We start from the raw sequence: 16,143 nt of genomic DNA, 5'->3' as shown, positions 1-16,143 counted from the left end.
TAAAATAAACAAACTTATACAATTTTAAAAGAGCGAGTAATTCTATGAAAAATTAAGCTATTTTTTCATAACTACTTAACAGATTCAATATATTTATATACATATTATCAAAGGCTATGTTAATCTATTGTTAATGCCCTAAATACCATATAAAATTTTGTTCCTTTATCCTTTTCACTTTCAACAAAAGTAGTTCCATTGCATAGCTTTGTTATATGTGCTACAAGACTAAGCCCTATACCATGGCCATCTTTTTTTAAGTTTTCACCCCTATATTTATAATTAAATATCTTATCAATAATTTCTTTATCTATACCTTTCCCCATATCTTCAACGCAAATTATTGCACTACCATTCTTGTTATATACCTTAACTATAATACTGCTATTATCTCCATACTTTATAGCATTTTCTATAAGATTACACACCGCTCTATATATCCAAAGTTCCCTTCCATTAATCATTGGAATTTCCTCTTCGTCTATTTGTAATTCTATATTTTTATATACTTTTCTATATACATCTGTAGCCTCAGCGCATATAACTCCTAAATCAATCTCTTCATGACACTCCATATTTTCCGTAGCATTTATTGCTAAAATATCATCTAAACTAGAACTCATTTTGTCAACTATACTAATAAGTTCATCACGCTCTCCCATTTGTATTTTTGCTCTTAATAAAGCTAACGTATTCTTTTGCTCATGAGTTATGTATGAATTAATATGATTTGCTTCGGTTAATAATAGCTTTATTTTGTATGTTGACTTTTCCAAAGCACTCTTTATCCCGCTAAGCTCACCTATAAAAATGTCATCATTAATTTCTTCATCATTATTGATAATATCGGGAAGTGATGATGTAATCTTTTCTATTGGATATATAATTTTCTTACTTAAAAGTTTAGATATTAATACTGATATAGTCATTACTAATGCAAATGTAAATATCATAATCACTATTCCATTTTTCATTAGTATTTTACTATAACTTTCTTTTAACTCAATAGCTGTAACTACTTTATTAGAATCTTGTATCGGTTTAGTGAAACCTTCATGCTTTATTACTGTATCTGTTATTTCTTTCTGAGTATATCCAATAAAATAACTATCTGTAAGGTTTTTCATAGGAATTTCAAGCTTATTAATTAATATAAACCCCAATATAAGTACTACCATGGTTACAATAAACGAATAACTTATCAATAGAATATTTAGCTTACTTTTATAGCTTAATCTTTTTCCCATAGTCTATATCCTTTACCTTTCAATGTTATTAATATATCTAGTTCAGCAACACTTTTTAATTTTTTCTTTAAATTAGATATATGAACTCTAAGCACTGAAGAAAATGGATCAAAAAATTCATCATATATATGCTCTGCAATGTCTTCACTAGAAACAACATGAGGATGTTTAGTTGCAATATATTCTAAAATATCAAATTCTTTAGCCGATAATTTTATTTCTTTTGAATCATACTTAGCAATTCTGATTTTAGGATCTATTGTTAATTCTCCTATTTTTATTTCAGAGTTTACTCTTCCATAGAATCTTCGTACAACCGCTTGTATTCTTGCTCTTAGTTCTATTAAATCAAAAGGTTTTACTAAATAATCATCTGCTCCTAAATCTAACCCCATAGCTCTTTGCTTTACTTCATCTCTAGCTGTAACAATTATTATTGGGGTAAGTATTTCTTTATTTCTCATAAAATTTAAGACATCTAAACCATCCTTATCAGGTAAATTTAAATCTAATAATATGGCATCATATTCATTAATTGAAGCTTTTTCTTCCCCATCATACCCATTATTACCAATATCAGAACAAAATCCAAATTCCTCAAGACTTTTCTTAGTTATATTCGCTAAATCTTTGTCATCTTCTATAATAAGTATCCTCATAATCCACCTCTATATATTTTAATCAATAAATTATAACACACTTAATGTTAATTAAAAGTTAATGTTATTTTTGCCATTTGGCATTAGTATATAAGTGTGGACATGAAAAGTGTTCCTAACTACTCATATTTACAAATATTTTAAAGTTAAACAAGAAATTTTCTTCAATCTCTCATTAATTATATATTTCGACATGTATTAAAGATATTTATGGACTTATTTGTAATAATGTTTTTATTTACTTTTAGTAATATTAATGTAACAATATACATATAGTAAATATTTGGAAGTAAAAGAGGTGATTTTTTGAAAAAACTATCCACCTTTAGGCTTATTCAAATTTTTATATTTTTTCCCCTTTTAATTGTGCTGGCAACTTATAATATGAGCGAAAAAGAACAAATAACTTTTATATCCCTTTTTACCCTCTATACAGTAATATATGAAATTTTACTCCTTAGGAAAAGACATAGCAAAGCCTCAAAATAAACATAGGTTTATTTTGAGGCTTACTTATACAATTGAAAATTGACTATTGACAATGGACAATTATAGAAGTTCTCTGAGGTGTATAATCTACTCCGCTTTCTTCATATTATATATTTATTCTTCCATCCTTATACTCTGGTACTATATCAACTAAATCCTTAGAAAGACAATATTTCAGATCTTCTTCTAGTCCTAGCTCTAATATTCTTTTATAATGAGAAGCACCCTGTACAAAGGAGAATATATCTTCATTATTGCTATACACATAATTTGAAGTTACTGCTATATCTGTAAGCTCTACCTCTATTTCCTTTTTTATTAATTCTATTATATATCCACTAGTAATAAAGTCATCTATGGAGAACTGACCATATGTACCAGCATTTATAAATACTATATCTTTATTTAATTCTATTAACTTATTTGCAATAGCTTTTCCATTTATCATAGAAGCTAAGAATATTCTACTTGCCCCTTTTGCATTCTTTATAGCCTTTGTACCATTAGTTGTAGTCATAACTAATGTTTTACCTTGAATGTTTTCTCTTGTATAATCTAGTGGAGAATTAGAATAATCAAAGCCCTCTATTTTAAGAGCGTTTCGTTCTCCACCTAATATATATTTTTCTCTAGCTTCTTTAACAATTTCTCTAGCTTCCTCTACATGACATACAGGTATAACTTCTTTACATCCATTATTTAACGCTGTAACCATTACGGAAGTAGCCCTAAGGACATCAATAACCACAACAACTTTATCTTTAATTTTTTCTTCTTTAATGTCGCTAGCAGAAATTATTATATCAATTTTCATAAAATCTCCCCCTTAAAATTCATACCTTGATATAAATTCTCATCTTCCAACTTTTTATCTATAGCATTTAAAACTTCCCATTTCTTTAAACTCCACATAGGTCCTATTAATAGATCTCTAGGTGCATCACCAGTTAATCTATGTATTACCGTACTTTCAGGAAGTAAGGTTATAGACTCACATATTAAATCTATATATTCTGCCATCTCCATAAGCTTTAAATCACCATTTTTATAAAACTTTTCTAAAGGAGTATCTTTCATAAGATGAAGAAGGTGTATTTTTATTCCTTGAATATCACTATGTGCTACATAATTTATTGTGTTTATCATATCTATCTTACTTTCACCAGGCAATCCAAAAATTACGTGCGTTACTACATCAATATTTCTTTTTCTTAAATTTCTAACTCCTTCTTCAAAGAGTGAAAGCTCGTAGCCTCTATTAATAAGCCTTGCCGTTTCATCTTTTGAGGTTTGAAGTCCCAATTCTACCCATGTATAAACTTTGTTTGAATACTCTTCAATTAAATCTAGAACCTCTTTACTTAAACAATCAGGCCTTGTAGCAATAGCTAATGCTACTACATCTTGTTGATTTATTGCCTCTTCATACTTTTCTCTTAAAATATCAATAGCTGCATAAGTATTAGTATAAGCTTGAAAATAAGCTATGTATTTTCCATCTTTCCACTTTTTATTCATCATCATTCTTATATCTTCAAATTGCTTAGATATAGAAAAGCATCTATCTCCTGCGAAATCTCCTGAACCTCTCTCAGAGCAAAATACACATCCACCTTTGCTTATAGTGCCATCCCTATTAGGGCAAGAAAAGCCTGCATCTAAAGATATTTTAAATACCTTTTGTCCAAATTTTTCTCTTAAAAAACAATTTAAATTATGATATCTTTTTCCCTTCCAGTTCTTTGTCATAGCATATTCCTTTCTAAGCATAATTTTTTATCACTAAAATATATTATTAATAACAATACCTAAATTATAACGCAAAATATATATAAATAGTATTCTTTTAATATGATAAAATCCTTATCTCCAAGTTTAAAACTAATAAGAAATAATTCATCGCAAAAATTTTATTATGGAAATTAAAATCATGCATAAGTTAAATTTTTATTGTGGAACCCTAAATTAAAATCCACTTCCATACTTTTATATAATAAATAATTAATCAATATTACTTGTTTAGTTTAAATTTATTTTTTTGAAAGAAAAAGCTAGCAATTTGATTGCTAGTTTACACTTAAGAGGCTTATGCTTTTATAATTAATGTATTCAAATCATAAAATTTCTATTGTTAATAAATCATTGATTATACTTTTCCATATTATTTTTAAATTATATAATTTATATTTTCCTCTCCAAAAAGTTCATTTATACTCTTTGTAAAGAACTCTTTATATTCTTTCATCTCATCATCCTTATAAATATATTTTCCATAACCAAATTGACCAAATTTAAACTTTCTTAGTTCTTCGTCCATAGGTAAAATACTTTTAGGAAATATACTTAATATATTTTCTTTAGCTCTTTTGGTAAATCTATGAGAAATTACTTCAAAGTTTATTTTTGTATTTGGAATTTTTTCTTTAATCCTATATAAAAGTTCATAATATTTTTCTTGATAATTATCCTCTAAAAACACTGGAGCAATTATGAATCCCAAATTATATCCTGCATCACTTACTTTTTTAGCTGCTTCTATTCTTTCTTCAAAACTAGGTGTTTTATGTTCAAACTTACTTATTACTTCATTTATGTTTAAACTAAATCTTATAGTAGTTCTACCATTATGTTTTGCATCTAAAAGACTATCCACCTCTGTATATTTAGTAACAAATCTAAAAAGTGCTTTTTCATTTTCACCAAAATACTCAATAGCTTTTTTTAAGGCTCCTGTATACTGTTCTACTGGTATAGGGTCTGAAGTAGCAGCGCCTTCAAATATTGTTATATTAGGCAGTCTCTCCTCTATGTATTTTCCTGCCTTTTCCAATATTTCTTCAATATTTACATGAATTTTTGTATATGGTCTTTTTCCCATTTGGGTGTTTAAATAACAATACTCACACATTCCCATACATCCACTAACTAACGGAAGTTGATAATGAGCTGATGGTTTACAAGACTCAAACTTTAATGTCTTTCTCACTCCTACAACTAAGGTATTCTTTCCTTCTCCATACATTTCCGTAGGGCTTTTACCTGGACTTCCAGATATTCTGCCGCTTTTAGAATACTTTATTTCCACATTTTGATTTTTAAAAAATTCTAAAAGCTCCTTTCCTTTGTCATATGTCAATGCCCTTTCTTCAAAAATTACTCTTTTGGGACTAAACATGTATATCACCTCAACAATAGTGTCTGTAGAAAAATTAATACTAAACATAAGAAATCATCAATTTACATTGTATTCACTTTGAAACTTTTAACTTTATTTATAGATTTGATTGTGAAATTCATACTATAATTTATAATATTTATTTTATTTCACATACTTAAGTATTTTTCTTATGAATAAAATTGTACAACCCCCTATATATTTAAAGTATATAGATAAAATTATGGGGGAGATATACTTGAAGAAACAACTAGCTTTAATTTTTCAAGCAGCTACGGTTTTTGTGGGCACTATTGTTGGAGCAGGGTTAGCATCTGGTCAAGAAATAACTCAGTTTTTTACTACATATGGATATAAAAGCTTTATCGGATTATTAATTTGCGCAATATTTTATATCTTTGTTAGTTCTATAATAGTATCCATAAGTCTACGTTACAATTTGAATTCCTACACCGAGCTTATAAACTTAGTAAGTCCTGGCTTTCTAGGAAAAATCACCGATGTTTTAACTAGCTTTTTTCTAGTAGCTGGTGCAGCAATCATTTTGGCTGGTGGAGGAGCATTATTAAAACAATATTTTGGCCTTCCAAAATATATTGGAATTATCTTAATGGCAATACTTTCTCTTATGACTTTGCTTCGTGATACAAAAGGTCTAATTGCTATTAACTCTTTTATTGTACCTTCACTTTGTACTATTATAATTGCTGTATTTACTCTCTATTTAATACATTATAGAGATAACATGTCCTTAGAATTTATGAAAACTGTACCTGTTCATAAAAACATTATAATACCTTATCAATGGATAATTTCGTCATTTTTATATGCAGGATTCAATATGTTATCCTGTAGTGGAGTCCTTGTTCCTGTAAGTAAAGAAATTAAAAATAAATCTGCGATTATCTTTGGGCTTATATTAGGTTCATTGTTATTGACCTTGCTAGGATTTTTAATAAATTCTATGCTACTTGTAAATATCCCCAATATATTTAAATATGAAATACCTTTACTTCATGTAGCAAGCAAGTTTGGACCATTAATGCAGGTTCTCCTTCTACTTGTTATTTGGTGCGAAATGTTCTCAACAGAGGTATCAGATATATATAGTGTAGGTAAAACTCTTGAGCAAAAGTTTAATATACCTTATAAAAAAGCTGTAGTTATAATACTTCTTATCGCTCTTCCAGTTTCTCAAATAGGTTTTAAGAATTTAATAACTTATTTGTATCCTGGCTTTGGTATTATAAGCTTAATATTTGTGGTACAAACTTTCATATTCTATATGAAAAAATGTAGAAAATAGTAAATAAAGCTTTCGCCTCTGAATAATATAATTTTTTCAGAGGCGATTTTATATAATATATTAAGTTTTATAAATAGTTAAAGACTAACAATAAAAACTCAATGTTTTATTTAAATTGTGCATTCTCTACTATATTAGGTTATAATTTTACTATATTAAGGCATCTTCGTTCTATTAATTTCTTTCACATGCCTAAAATTACATTTTACCTAGGAGATTTACTATGGAAAATTTATATATGCTAAAAAATTGTAATCTTTGTCCTAGAAACTGCTCTATCGATAGAACAGTTGGAAAGCTAGGATTTTGTAATTCAAATTCAAATATAAAAGTTTCTAAGGTTTCTAAACATTATTGGGAAGAACCTTGTATTTCTGGTTCTAAAGGTTCCGGTACTGTTTTCTTTTCTAATTGCAACCTTAAATGTGTTTTTTGTCAAAATCACCAAATTAGTCATAATGGAGTGGGAAAAGAAATTTCTATCAAAAGACTTAGTGAAATATTTCTGGAGCAGCAGGAAAATGGAGTTCACAATATAAACTTAGTTACTCCTACCCACTATATTCCTCAGATCATTGAGGCCATAAAATTAGCTAAAGATAATGGATTAAATTTACCTATTGTATATAATTCTAATGGATATGAAAATGTAGAAGCCCTTAGAAAATTAAGAGGATATATTGATATATACCTTCCAGATTTAAAATATTTTAATGATAAATATGCAATAAAATATTCCAATGCTAAAAACTATTTTAATAGTGCAATTTCTGTTATTGAAGAAATGTTTAATCAAGTAGGTGAACCTACATTTGATAATGATGTTATGATGAAAAACGGTGTTATAATAAGGCATTTGATGCTTCCTGGATTATTATTTGATTCTAAAAAAATTGTAGATTACATATTCAGAACTTATAATCACAAAGTTTACCTAAGTCTTATGAATCAGTACACACCAGTTTATAATTGTAACAAATTTAAGGAACTAACAAAACCTCTAAATCCTAAACATTACGATGCACTTATTAGTCATTGTCTAGAACTCGGATATAAGAATGCCTTTATACAAGAAGAAGGTACTGCAAAAGAAAGTTTTATACCTAATTTTGATTTAGAAGGAGTTTAATCAATTGAGAATTGACAATGAACAATTGAGAATTATGGTGGAAATTAGTTTTAATCAACTAATTTCTTTAATAAATTTTTTTACTAGCAATACAATTGCTAGTTTTTTCACCTTTAATGAACTTAATCAAGTGAAAATTGAAAATGGAGAATTGACAATTGTGTTGGAAATTAATTCTTATAAATTAATTTCTTTAAATAGATTTTTCAATAAAAGTGACTGCATCACTTTGAAAAGAAATAAATTTAAAACTTCTCTTATAGAAAGAGAAGTATCAATAATTCTCAATTGTCGATCATCAATTCTCAATTGTATAAGGGTTTCCCATGAGTGAAATAATATGTATAGCTATGAATTGAGAACTGTAAATTTTAATAATAAAATAAAAAAATCCACTATCCTAATGATAATGGACTTTTTTATTATATTTTATATTTTCCTAAATCTTCTTCAAAGAATTTAGCGATTTTCTTAAACTCATTTATGCTTTCCATAAGGTTTTTAATTTCCTCTGTATATAGATTAACATTTGCACTCACCTCTTGTGATGCCGCTGAGTTTTGTTCTGCTATAGCTGCTAGGGATTCTATGTTGTTGTACATATTTGCAATTGATTCTGCTTCTGCATCTAACTCATTTATTGTTTTTATCATTGAAGTAGATACAGTTCCAACAGATGTAGTGGTTTCTTTACTTACATCTCTTATTAGAACTAATCCTTTAGTTGCTTCTTGAAGTACATCATGTTTATTTTCTATATTTTTAACCAACATATCAATATCATCAACAAATTGAACAAGATTTGTATTTATTTCCTCTACAGCATCCTTAGTTTGCTCTGCAAGTTTTCTAACTTCATCAGCTACTACGGCAAATCCTTTACCCTGTTCTCCTGCTCTTGCTGCCTCAATAGAAGCATTAAGAGCTAGTAGATTAGTCATATCAGAAATTTGAGATACTATATAAACTATATTAGTAATATCTTTAGCTTTATCACCTAATTGAGTTCCTTTGACTTTAACTTCTTGGAAGCTTTCTAGTGTTTCCAATATATTTTCACTTGCTTTATCAACTTGTTTATAGCTATCAGTAATCTTATTAATTGTAGTTTCAAGCTCTTCTTTATTATTATTTTCACTATCAACAATAAGCTTTAATGCATTGATATTATCATTTAATATATGTGCAGCATTTTCCGTATTTTGTGCTTGTTCAACAGAAGTATCTGCTACTTGATTCACAACTTGAGATATTTCCTCTGAGGTCTTATCCATATTTTCAGAAATAACGCTTATGTTTTTAGCGAAAGTTCCCATTTCATCAGTAATTCCCTTGAATCCTACAAAATCACTCTTTGTATTCTTTATGTGACTATTAAGTTTACTATATAATCTTTCAAATCTATCATTAGTTATAAGAACACTTTCTTCAATAAATTCCTTATTATTAAGATTATCTAGTATTTTTTCAATATGAGTAAGTGGCCTTATAAGTAATGAAGTTCCTAAAAAGGCACCTGCTCCACTAATTAATGAAATTATCAATCCTTTAAATATACTACCTAGACCTAAAACAGGTAGTGTAGATAAAAACGTTATTATGGATGTAACTATTGCAGCCTTAAATNNTTATAAAATAAGTTTTTTTATACTTAATATCTTCATGGAAAGTTATTTTAACTTTTAATCCATCTTCTGTTTTTTCAATTACATCAAAATCAGTTTCATCTTTAAAGTAAGAAAAGCTACCTTCAAGCATTCCTAAAAAATAGTCAAACATTTTTCTCTTAGAAGAATAGGTTATAATAGCTTCTCTATCAGAAATAGCTTTAATCTCAACTATTGGTGGCTTAGCTCCTGGTATTCTCTTAGTCATTACAGTATGTATATCATAAAGTGACTTAAGAAATGAATAGGTATTATCATGATAAAAAAATGCTTTGAAATCTTTAGAAAAAGAATATATATTATCCTTACCTATCTTTCTCCAAAGCTCTCCCTCTGATATTCCCTTATTATTTGAAATATATTTTATAAACTTTTGGATTTTTAATTCGTCAACATCTTCTGCTGGAGAAAATATCTTGCTACTTTCAAAACCAGCATTCATCATGGCTTCATCAATAAAACCATCTCCATAAAAATTTCTACATGTCCTAACCCATGTAGCTACTGCTGTGCCTTTCATATTTTATACCCCCATCTAATTAGCATCTGAAACAAAATAATTAGTTAAAGATTCTAAGGATATTTTTTGTCACCTAAAAAGTAATGCTCCATAGATACAACTAATATCTTTAATCTTTACGATTTATTATGACATAAATATCCTAGAATAATGACTATTTTTCTTCAAGATGCCTTGTTTAAATTTAAAATAAGCATTGAATTTAACTTATATAGTTCTAAGCAATATCTTTATAAATAAATAATTCTAAACATATTTATCCTATAATTGTATAAGTTATTCATAGCTCCATATAAAGTTAACATATCCTAAAATTTCCCCTATGTTGTAAGACTATAATACCAAAATTCTAAATATTTTTTCAATAGTTTAATTATACTATATTAATTTTAGTAGAATTTTCATAGCTATCTAAAAAAATATTAAGAAATTATATACTAATTGTTTTTAACATCTTCTACTTCTGCATAAAAGTAGAACTCTACTCCTCTTTCTGTATTTCTTACCCCATATTCCATATCATGAAGCTCTAATACATTTTTAACTATAGAAAGTCCTAATCCACTTCCCCCCGAAGTCCTACTTCTTGACTTATCAGCTTTATAAAATTTACTCCATATATTGTTCATTTCTTCAGGTGATATAGGATTTGCCGTGTTTTCAAAAGATACCCTAAGCCTATTATCTTCGAAATTCATAGATACCCATATAACTCCCAAAGGCTCAGTATGTCTTATAGCATTAGTTAAAAAATTAGTTATAACCTGTTCTATTCTAAATTTATCTGCTTTTATATAAACATCAGAAATATAGTTTCTATCAACGGTTATATCTTTATCATTTATTTCATTGTTTAAACTTTTTATATTTTTCTCTATCATTTCACTAAGGTTAAATATTTCATGCTTAAGTTCTGTAGCATGACTTTCTAATGCAGATAAATTTAACATATCTTTTACAAGCTTGCCCATTTTATTAGTCTCTTCTAAAATTATATCTAAGGATTCATTTTTCTCTTCTTCTGAAAATACATCATCCTTAATACCTTCTATATAACCTTTAATTATAGTTATAGGAGTTTTAAGCTCATGTGATACTGCTGCCACGAATTCTTTTCTAGCCTCTTCCACTTTTCTTTCTTTTTCTATATCTTTTTGAAGCTGGATATTTGCTCTTTGCAATGAAGATAATGCACGATACAAGTTTTCTGAAAGGAAGTTTAATGTTATTGCTAAATTGCCTATTTCATCTTCAGATACTACTTCGCATTTTTCACTAAAATCTAAATTACTCATTTTCTTTGCAGTTGAGTTTATTCTTCGCAGAGGATTAGTAATCATTATAGAGTATATAAAAGATAACACTAAAATTATAAATATTGCTACTACATAAAAGTATTTATAAAACTCCTCTATAACACTAATACCTTCATCAATAGGCTGAAATGATGTAGTTCCTATTATAAGTTTATTATCGTCTAGCTTTATACAAACTAAATCTTTATTCTCACTATATGTTGTCTCTACGGAAAAGACAACTATGTTTTCCTTTAAAAGCTTATCTCTTAATAATTCATTTGTATTTAACTCAGCTAAGATCTGATGTACATATTTACCTCTTCTATTACTTTCTCCTTCTATTTCAATATTAGATGTAATAGTAAACTCATATTTATATTCTACTATTGCTAAATATGTATTATACTTCTCCCCATATTCTTCCATAAGTTCTGTTAGCTCTTTATAATTCTTTAATTTATCATATCTTTGAGAAAACTTAACAGTATTCGTTCTTATTTCTTGCTTTTTCTTATTAGAATACATACTTTGAAAAAATATTCTTTGTATTAAAAGACTAAAGCTTAAGAACAATGTAAAAATTAGTGTAGTAATTATAAATAGCTTTGTTGATATACTCTCCTTATATCTTATATTATATCTCATTTTTAACCTCAAATTTATATCCAAAACCTCTAACTGTTTGAATTAACTTGGATTTATCCCTTAACTTTTCTCTCAGTCTTTTAACACTGGTATCTACTACTCTAAAATCTCCATCAAAGTCATACCCCCAAACCCCGTCCAAAATTTGTTCTCTAGTTAGCACAATATTTTTATTTTTTACAAAGTACATAAGTAAAGAGAATTCTGTAGGAGTTAAAGAAATTTCTAATTTATCCACAGTTACTATATGTGATCTCTCATTTATACACAAACCATCAAGATCATACACATCTTCACTCTTAACTTCGCTACCATAAGTTCTTTTAATCAGTGCATTAACTTTTGCCACCAATATTTTAGGACTAAAAGGCTTGGTTTCGTAGTTATCTACTCCAAATCCAAAAGCTAAAAGCTTATCTTGTTCTTCTTCCTTTGCACTGAGCATTATAATAGGAATATCATAGCTTTGTCTTATAAGTTGTAATGCTTCAAATCCTCCCATGATAGGCATCATTATATCTAAGATTATAAGGTGAACCTCGTCATTTTTTAATTTATTTAGAGCATCCACACCATTTACTGCATAAATAACATTATATTTTTCTTTCGATAAATAAGCCCCTAATAATCTTCTTATGCTTTCTTCATCATCAACAACAAGAATTGTCTTATTCATTAATTTTCACCTCTTATAAATCTTTATTTATTTATATTATAAACCAATATTAACATATTTTCAGAAGGATTTTGTTTTATTTCAAATTGTATATTTACTAATAGTTGTTACGAAAAATTTAGCTTTTACAAATACTGCAACACAAATCCTCCATTTTTTTATTCCTATACACTATGAATATATTTTAAATATTAACAATATATAAAAGGATTTATTGCTTTATTATGGAATATACGTTTTATTACGGAATATACATTACATAACAATAAATATATATTCTAGCAAACAAATAAATTGAAAAATTCCCATGCTCCGCTGAGAATTAACTATCAATTTTCAAATTCCCATTAATTAAGATTGTGAGTTCTATTTCCTTACTAGGCAACTTATAATAGCGTTATTCTAATTTGCATTTAAAAATTTATAAATGAGGTGATATTTATGAACAATTTTCACTTAAAGCTAACTGCTTGTATTTGTATGCTTATAGATCACATAGGTTTCGTTCTATTTCCACAATATTTGTTTTTGAGAGTTATAGGGAGAATTGCTTTTCCTATATTCGCTTATTTAATTACAGAAGGCTATATGCATACCCATAGCATTAAAAAATATTCAATACGACTTCTCATTTTTGCTTTAATCTCCCAAGTACCTTATATGCTAACCTTTCGCGGGACTCAGTTAAATATATTTTTTACATTATTCATTGGCCTTATGGCACTATATGCTACTGACTATGAATTTTCTGAAAACCAACTATTAAATAAGATATTAAAAGTTATAGTTGTATCAGCTATAGTTATATCTTCTTATATATTTTGTGCTGAATATGGGATATATGGTGTTTTAACTATATTAGCATTTAAATTGTTCAAAAATAATTTTACAAAGCTAATTATAGTGCAGATTATTATAAATATAGTTCATATTGCACCTTTTTATAAATATATCTTTATAAATGGTAATTTAAATTTACGTCTTTTCTTGCAATGCGCCTCCCTTCTTTCTTTAATATTTATAAAAAAATATAATGGTGAAAAAGGCAAAAGTTTTAAATATGCTTTTTATGCCTTTTATCCAGTTCATATTTTATTGCTATATATTATAAGTAATTTTTTACTTATTTAAGTAGGAGGATATATATGAAAAAGAAAATTGTAAATATAGTTATTATCATATTTAGCATCTTTATATTACTTGTAGGCTTAAACAATTATATGTATATGAACTCTGGAAGTAGCTTTATGAAATACAATGGGGTTAAGATTGAGAGAGGTCTAACTACCTTGAACGGAGAACTTCAGACCTTTACTTACAAAATTCAATCGAAATTGCATAAGCAAAGATAACCTTTATGGCTTATTCATCAAATTTTAATCTTATTATAAGAATTATATAATAAAGTCTTATTAAAATAACATTATTAAAATGTTTTTAATTGTAGCTATTATATATTAGATAAAGTTCTATAAGCATTTTTTAATCACTTCCCCAAATATTATTTTATAGATTTTATTCTATAGAGAAATAACTTGAATCATAAACTTATATAAATATTCTAAGATTTTCTCTTAAATATCTTTTAGGTTAAGCCAATTTAAATCTTAGCTATAAAGATATAAATGATAGTTACTATGATAAACTTTAATAAATCAATCCCAATGATCCCGAAAAAATAAGGCATGATGAAAATCATGCCTTATTTTACATTTACACTCTATTAATAATCGTTTTTAATCTAATCTATTAAATTAATACTATAAAATGCTTATTTATTTTAATCTATTGGATATTCCACTCTTGGTACATTCCATATTCCTTTATATGGTGTAGGCGGAATAAATATTGATGTGCTACTTCTATTTAATTCTTCTTCTAAGGTTCTAGCTTCCTTAGAATTTATACCCATACTACTTCTCAATTCAGCAATTCTAGTAACGCCTACAAATATATTTGATATTTGATACCAAGTTGCATAATCTACCGTTCCTGTTTGTGGAAGATTGAATACCTTTTGAAATACTCTAACACTTTCTGCAGTGTTAGCTCCATACACTCCATCCACTGCTACTCTAGGTATTAAAGGATAATTTTGTGCTATTCTATTTAACTGAGTTTGAATTACTCTTACTGGTTCTCCAGTAGTGCCAATTCCTAATGTAAAACCAGGATAAGATTGTGGACTTCCTGCTACTCTTTCAGCTCTAACTAAATCAATATCATTTCCATAGAAATGAGTTAAAATTTCATAAGGTACTCTTCCTTGATCTCCTAAATATTTGCTTCCCCACTGAGTCAGCCATCCTGGACATTTAACTCTTTGGCCATCGCAATATTGAGCTAATAGTGGCTGTTTTGCTCCTCTTCTTCTAATATAAGTTGTAAATACCTCATCAACAATCCTATCAAAAACGTCAAAGGTATTTCTTCCATAAGTAAACGCATGGTCAAAAGCAGTAGAATTTGTAATATCAAAATTATATCCTTTGCCTCTATACCATTCAGTAAAAATTCTATTTAATGTAAAAGATATTATACAATATAGATTAGCTCTTATTGTGCTTTCTGGCCAAGTTGCATATATTTCACAGCTTGCAACATTCTTAATGTAATCTTTAAATGGCACCCTATAGTTTGGTGCTGCTGGGTTAGTTGGTGCACCTGCATGAACTGTTATATATTCAGGTACTATTGGCTCAGGTAATACAACAAATCCAGTTGGTGGAGGTGGTAAAGTTTTCTCAGGATCTTCAGGAATTTTAGGTGGAAAAATTCCAAACAAAGTTACATCAGGTACAATTATTATTCTTCCTATCTGTATTTCTCTATCGCTTCTAGATAAATTTACTAGGTTAAAATTTTGTATAGATGTAGTTTCAGATACTACTTGACACCCTTCCACAGTTACTGGCTCATATCCTTCTGCTTCAACGTTTACATTCCAAAGACTATAAGGCATTTCAGCTTGTTGTGGATCCAGTGTAAGTTCTATAGGTGGTGCACTTACTTCAACAGCTTCTGTTTGTCCGGAGCTATCAGTTGATAGTACGATCGCCTGTCTCGTTTCTCCTCCTACTGGAGTTATTGTCACCCTTGCACCAGTAATTGGAATATAACTATTTTGTCTATAGACATTAACTACTATTTTGCCTGTATCAGCCATATAAATACTCCTTAATTAAAATGCTTCAATTATATTTTATGCTAATATATGTAAACATATGAATAACCTGCTTTTTATTTTATATTATTAATAAATTTAACTTTTATATTTAATAATTAAATATATTTAAAAAATAACTAGTCGGTATATAGATAAACTACTCTAA

12 protein-coding genes and 1 pseudogene are annotated in these 16,143 nt (G+C 27.8%); 4 read left to right on the top strand and 9 right to left on the bottom strand.

The window, feature by feature from the left end:
- Window positions 1–119 precede the first annotated feature (119 nt).
- The 5 genes from B2W91_RS13455 to splB all read right to left on the bottom strand — a co-directional run bounded on the left by B2W91_RS13455 (window position 120) and on the right by splB (window position 5,570).
- Entirely contained in the window at window positions 120–1,247 is a 1,128-nt protein-coding gene (locus B2W91_RS13455; RefSeq protein WP_291581759.1) for a sensor histidine kinase, read from the bottom strand.
- Window positions 1,232–1,906 carry a response regulator transcription factor gene (locus tag B2W91_RS13450; protein WP_291581756.1) on the bottom strand — a complete coding sequence of 225 codons (675 nt, stop codon included), beginning with the start codon at window positions 1,904–1,906 and terminating at the stop codon, window positions 1,232–1,234. The genes B2W91_RS13455 and B2W91_RS13450 overlap by 16 nt, the downstream gene beginning before the upstream one ends.
- Before the next feature lie 595 nt (window positions 1,907–2,501).
- Window positions 2,502–3,209, bottom strand: a complete 708-nt coding sequence (locus tag B2W91_RS13445) for a 2-phosphosulfolactate phosphatase family protein (RefSeq protein ID WP_291581753.1) — start codon at window positions 3,207–3,209, stop codon at window positions 2,502–2,504.
- Window positions 3,206–4,144 (bottom strand): TIGR01212 family radical SAM protein, encoded by a 939-nt coding sequence (locus B2W91_RS13440; RefSeq protein ID WP_291581750.1) that lies wholly within the window; start codon window positions 4,142–4,144, stop codon window positions 3,206–3,208. Before B2W91_RS13440 ends, B2W91_RS13445 begins: the two co-directional genes overlap by 4 nt.
- Before the next feature lie 418 nt (window positions 4,145–4,562).
- Entirely contained in the window at window positions 4,563–5,570 is a 1,008-nt protein-coding gene (gene splB, locus B2W91_RS13435) for a spore photoproduct lyase (RefSeq protein ID WP_291581748.1), read from the bottom strand.
- 223 nt (window positions 5,571–5,793) lie between these two features.
- Between splB and B2W91_RS13430 the strand changes: the two genes are divergently transcribed.
- Both B2W91_RS13430 and B2W91_RS13425 read left to right on the top strand, forming a co-directional pair.
- Window positions 5,794–6,876, top strand: coding sequence for a transporter (locus B2W91_RS13430; protein WP_291581746.1), 1,083 nt, complete (start codon window positions 5,794–5,796; stop codon window positions 6,874–6,876).
- A gap of 223 nt (window positions 6,877–7,099) precedes the next feature.
- Window positions 7,100–8,005, top strand: a complete 906-nt coding sequence (locus B2W91_RS13425) for a radical SAM protein (RefSeq protein ID WP_291581744.1) — start codon at window positions 7,100–7,102, stop codon at window positions 8,003–8,005.
- A 422-nt stretch (window positions 8,006–8,427) separates the two neighbouring features.
- Here B2W91_RS13425 and B2W91_RS13420 read toward each other — a convergent pair.
- The 3 genes and pseudogenes from B2W91_RS13420 to B2W91_RS13410 form a co-directional block, all read right to left on the bottom strand.
- A pseudogene (locus tag B2W91_RS13420) lies at window positions 8,428–10,192 on the bottom strand (heme NO-binding domain-containing protein).
- Window positions 10,193–10,629: 437 nt separating this feature from the next.
- The gene (locus B2W91_RS13415; RefSeq protein ID WP_291581742.1) at window positions 10,630–12,135 is read right to left on the bottom strand and encodes a sensor histidine kinase; all 1,506 of its coding nucleotides are present in this window, start codon (window positions 12,133–12,135) and stop codon (window positions 10,630–10,632) included.
- Complete coding sequence (locus B2W91_RS13410; RefSeq protein WP_291581740.1) at window positions 12,125–12,811, bottom strand: response regulator transcription factor; 687 nt, start codon at window positions 12,809–12,811, stop codon at window positions 12,125–12,127. The genes B2W91_RS13415 and B2W91_RS13410 overlap by 11 nt, the downstream gene beginning before the upstream one ends.
- Before the next feature lie 441 nt (window positions 12,812–13,252).
- On the opposite strand from B2W91_RS13410, the gene B2W91_RS13405 reads away from it, so the two are divergent.
- Both B2W91_RS13405 and B2W91_RS13400 read left to right on the top strand, forming a co-directional pair.
- A complete protein-coding gene (locus B2W91_RS13405) occupies window positions 13,253–13,942 on the top strand; it encodes a TraX family protein (RefSeq protein WP_291581737.1) in 690 nt (229 codons plus the stop codon).
- Window positions 13,943–13,956: 14 nt separating this feature from the next.
- Window positions 13,957–14,163, top strand: a complete 207-nt coding sequence (locus B2W91_RS13400) for a hypothetical protein (protein WP_291581735.1) — start codon at window positions 13,957–13,959, stop codon at window positions 14,161–14,163.
- Between the two features lie 428 nt (window positions 14,164–14,591).
- On the opposite strand, the gene B2W91_RS13395 is transcribed toward B2W91_RS13400, so the two are convergent.
- Window positions 14,592–15,977, bottom strand: coding sequence for a peptidoglycan-binding protein (locus B2W91_RS13395; RefSeq protein WP_291581732.1), 1,386 nt, complete (start codon window positions 15,975–15,977; stop codon window positions 14,592–14,594).
- Between the last annotated feature and the right edge of the window lie 166 nt (window positions 15,978–16,143).

It is taken from the genome of Clostridium sp. UBA6640 (genome assembly GCF_002455975.1).
Classification (GTDB): Bacteria; Bacillota; Clostridia; order Clostridiales; family Clostridiaceae; genus Clostridium_J.
This window is presented reverse-complemented; position numbering and strand designations above follow the sequence as displayed.

Coding starts and splice junctions, on each gene's coding strand:
- B2W91_RS13415 (WP_291581742.1), bottom strand. CDS start 12,135: ATGAGATATAATATAAGATATAAGGAGAGTATATCAACAAAGCTATTT.
- B2W91_RS13445 (WP_291581753.1), bottom strand. CDS start 3,209: ATGAAAATTGATATAATAATTTCTGCTAGCGACATTAAAGAAGAAAAA.
- B2W91_RS13405 (WP_291581737.1), top strand. CDS start 13,253: ATGAACAATTTTCACTTAAAGCTAACTGCTTGTATTTGTATGCTTATA.
- B2W91_RS13410 (WP_291581740.1), bottom strand. CDS start 12,811: ATGAATAAGACAATTCTTGTTGTTGATGATGAAGAAAGCATAAGAAGA.
- B2W91_RS13430 (WP_291581746.1), top strand. CDS start 5,794: ATGGGGGAGATATACTTGAAGAAACAACTAGCTTTAATTTTTCAAGCA.
- B2W91_RS13450 (WP_291581756.1), bottom strand. CDS start 1,906: ATGAGGATACTTATTATAGAAGATGACAAAGATTTAGCGAATATAACT.
- splB (WP_291581748.1), bottom strand. CDS start 5,570: ATGTTTAGTCCCAAAAGAGTAATTTTTGAAGAAAGGGCATTGACATAT.
- B2W91_RS13395 (WP_291581732.1), bottom strand. CDS start 15,977: ATGGCTGATACAGGCAAAATAGTAGTTAATGTCTATAGACAAAATAGT.
- B2W91_RS13425 (WP_291581744.1), top strand. CDS start 7,100: ATGGAAAATTTATATATGCTAAAAAATTGTAATCTTTGTCCTAGAAAC.
- B2W91_RS13440 (WP_291581750.1), bottom strand. CDS start 4,144: ATGACAAAGAACTGGAAGGGAAAAAGATATCATAATTTAAATTGTTTT.
- B2W91_RS13400 (WP_291581735.1), top strand. CDS start 13,957: ATGAAAAAGAAAATTGTAAATATAGTTATTATCATATTTAGCATCTTT.
- B2W91_RS13455 (WP_291581759.1), bottom strand. CDS start 1,247: ATGGGAAAAAGATTAAGCTATAAAAGTAAGCTAAATATTCTATTGATA.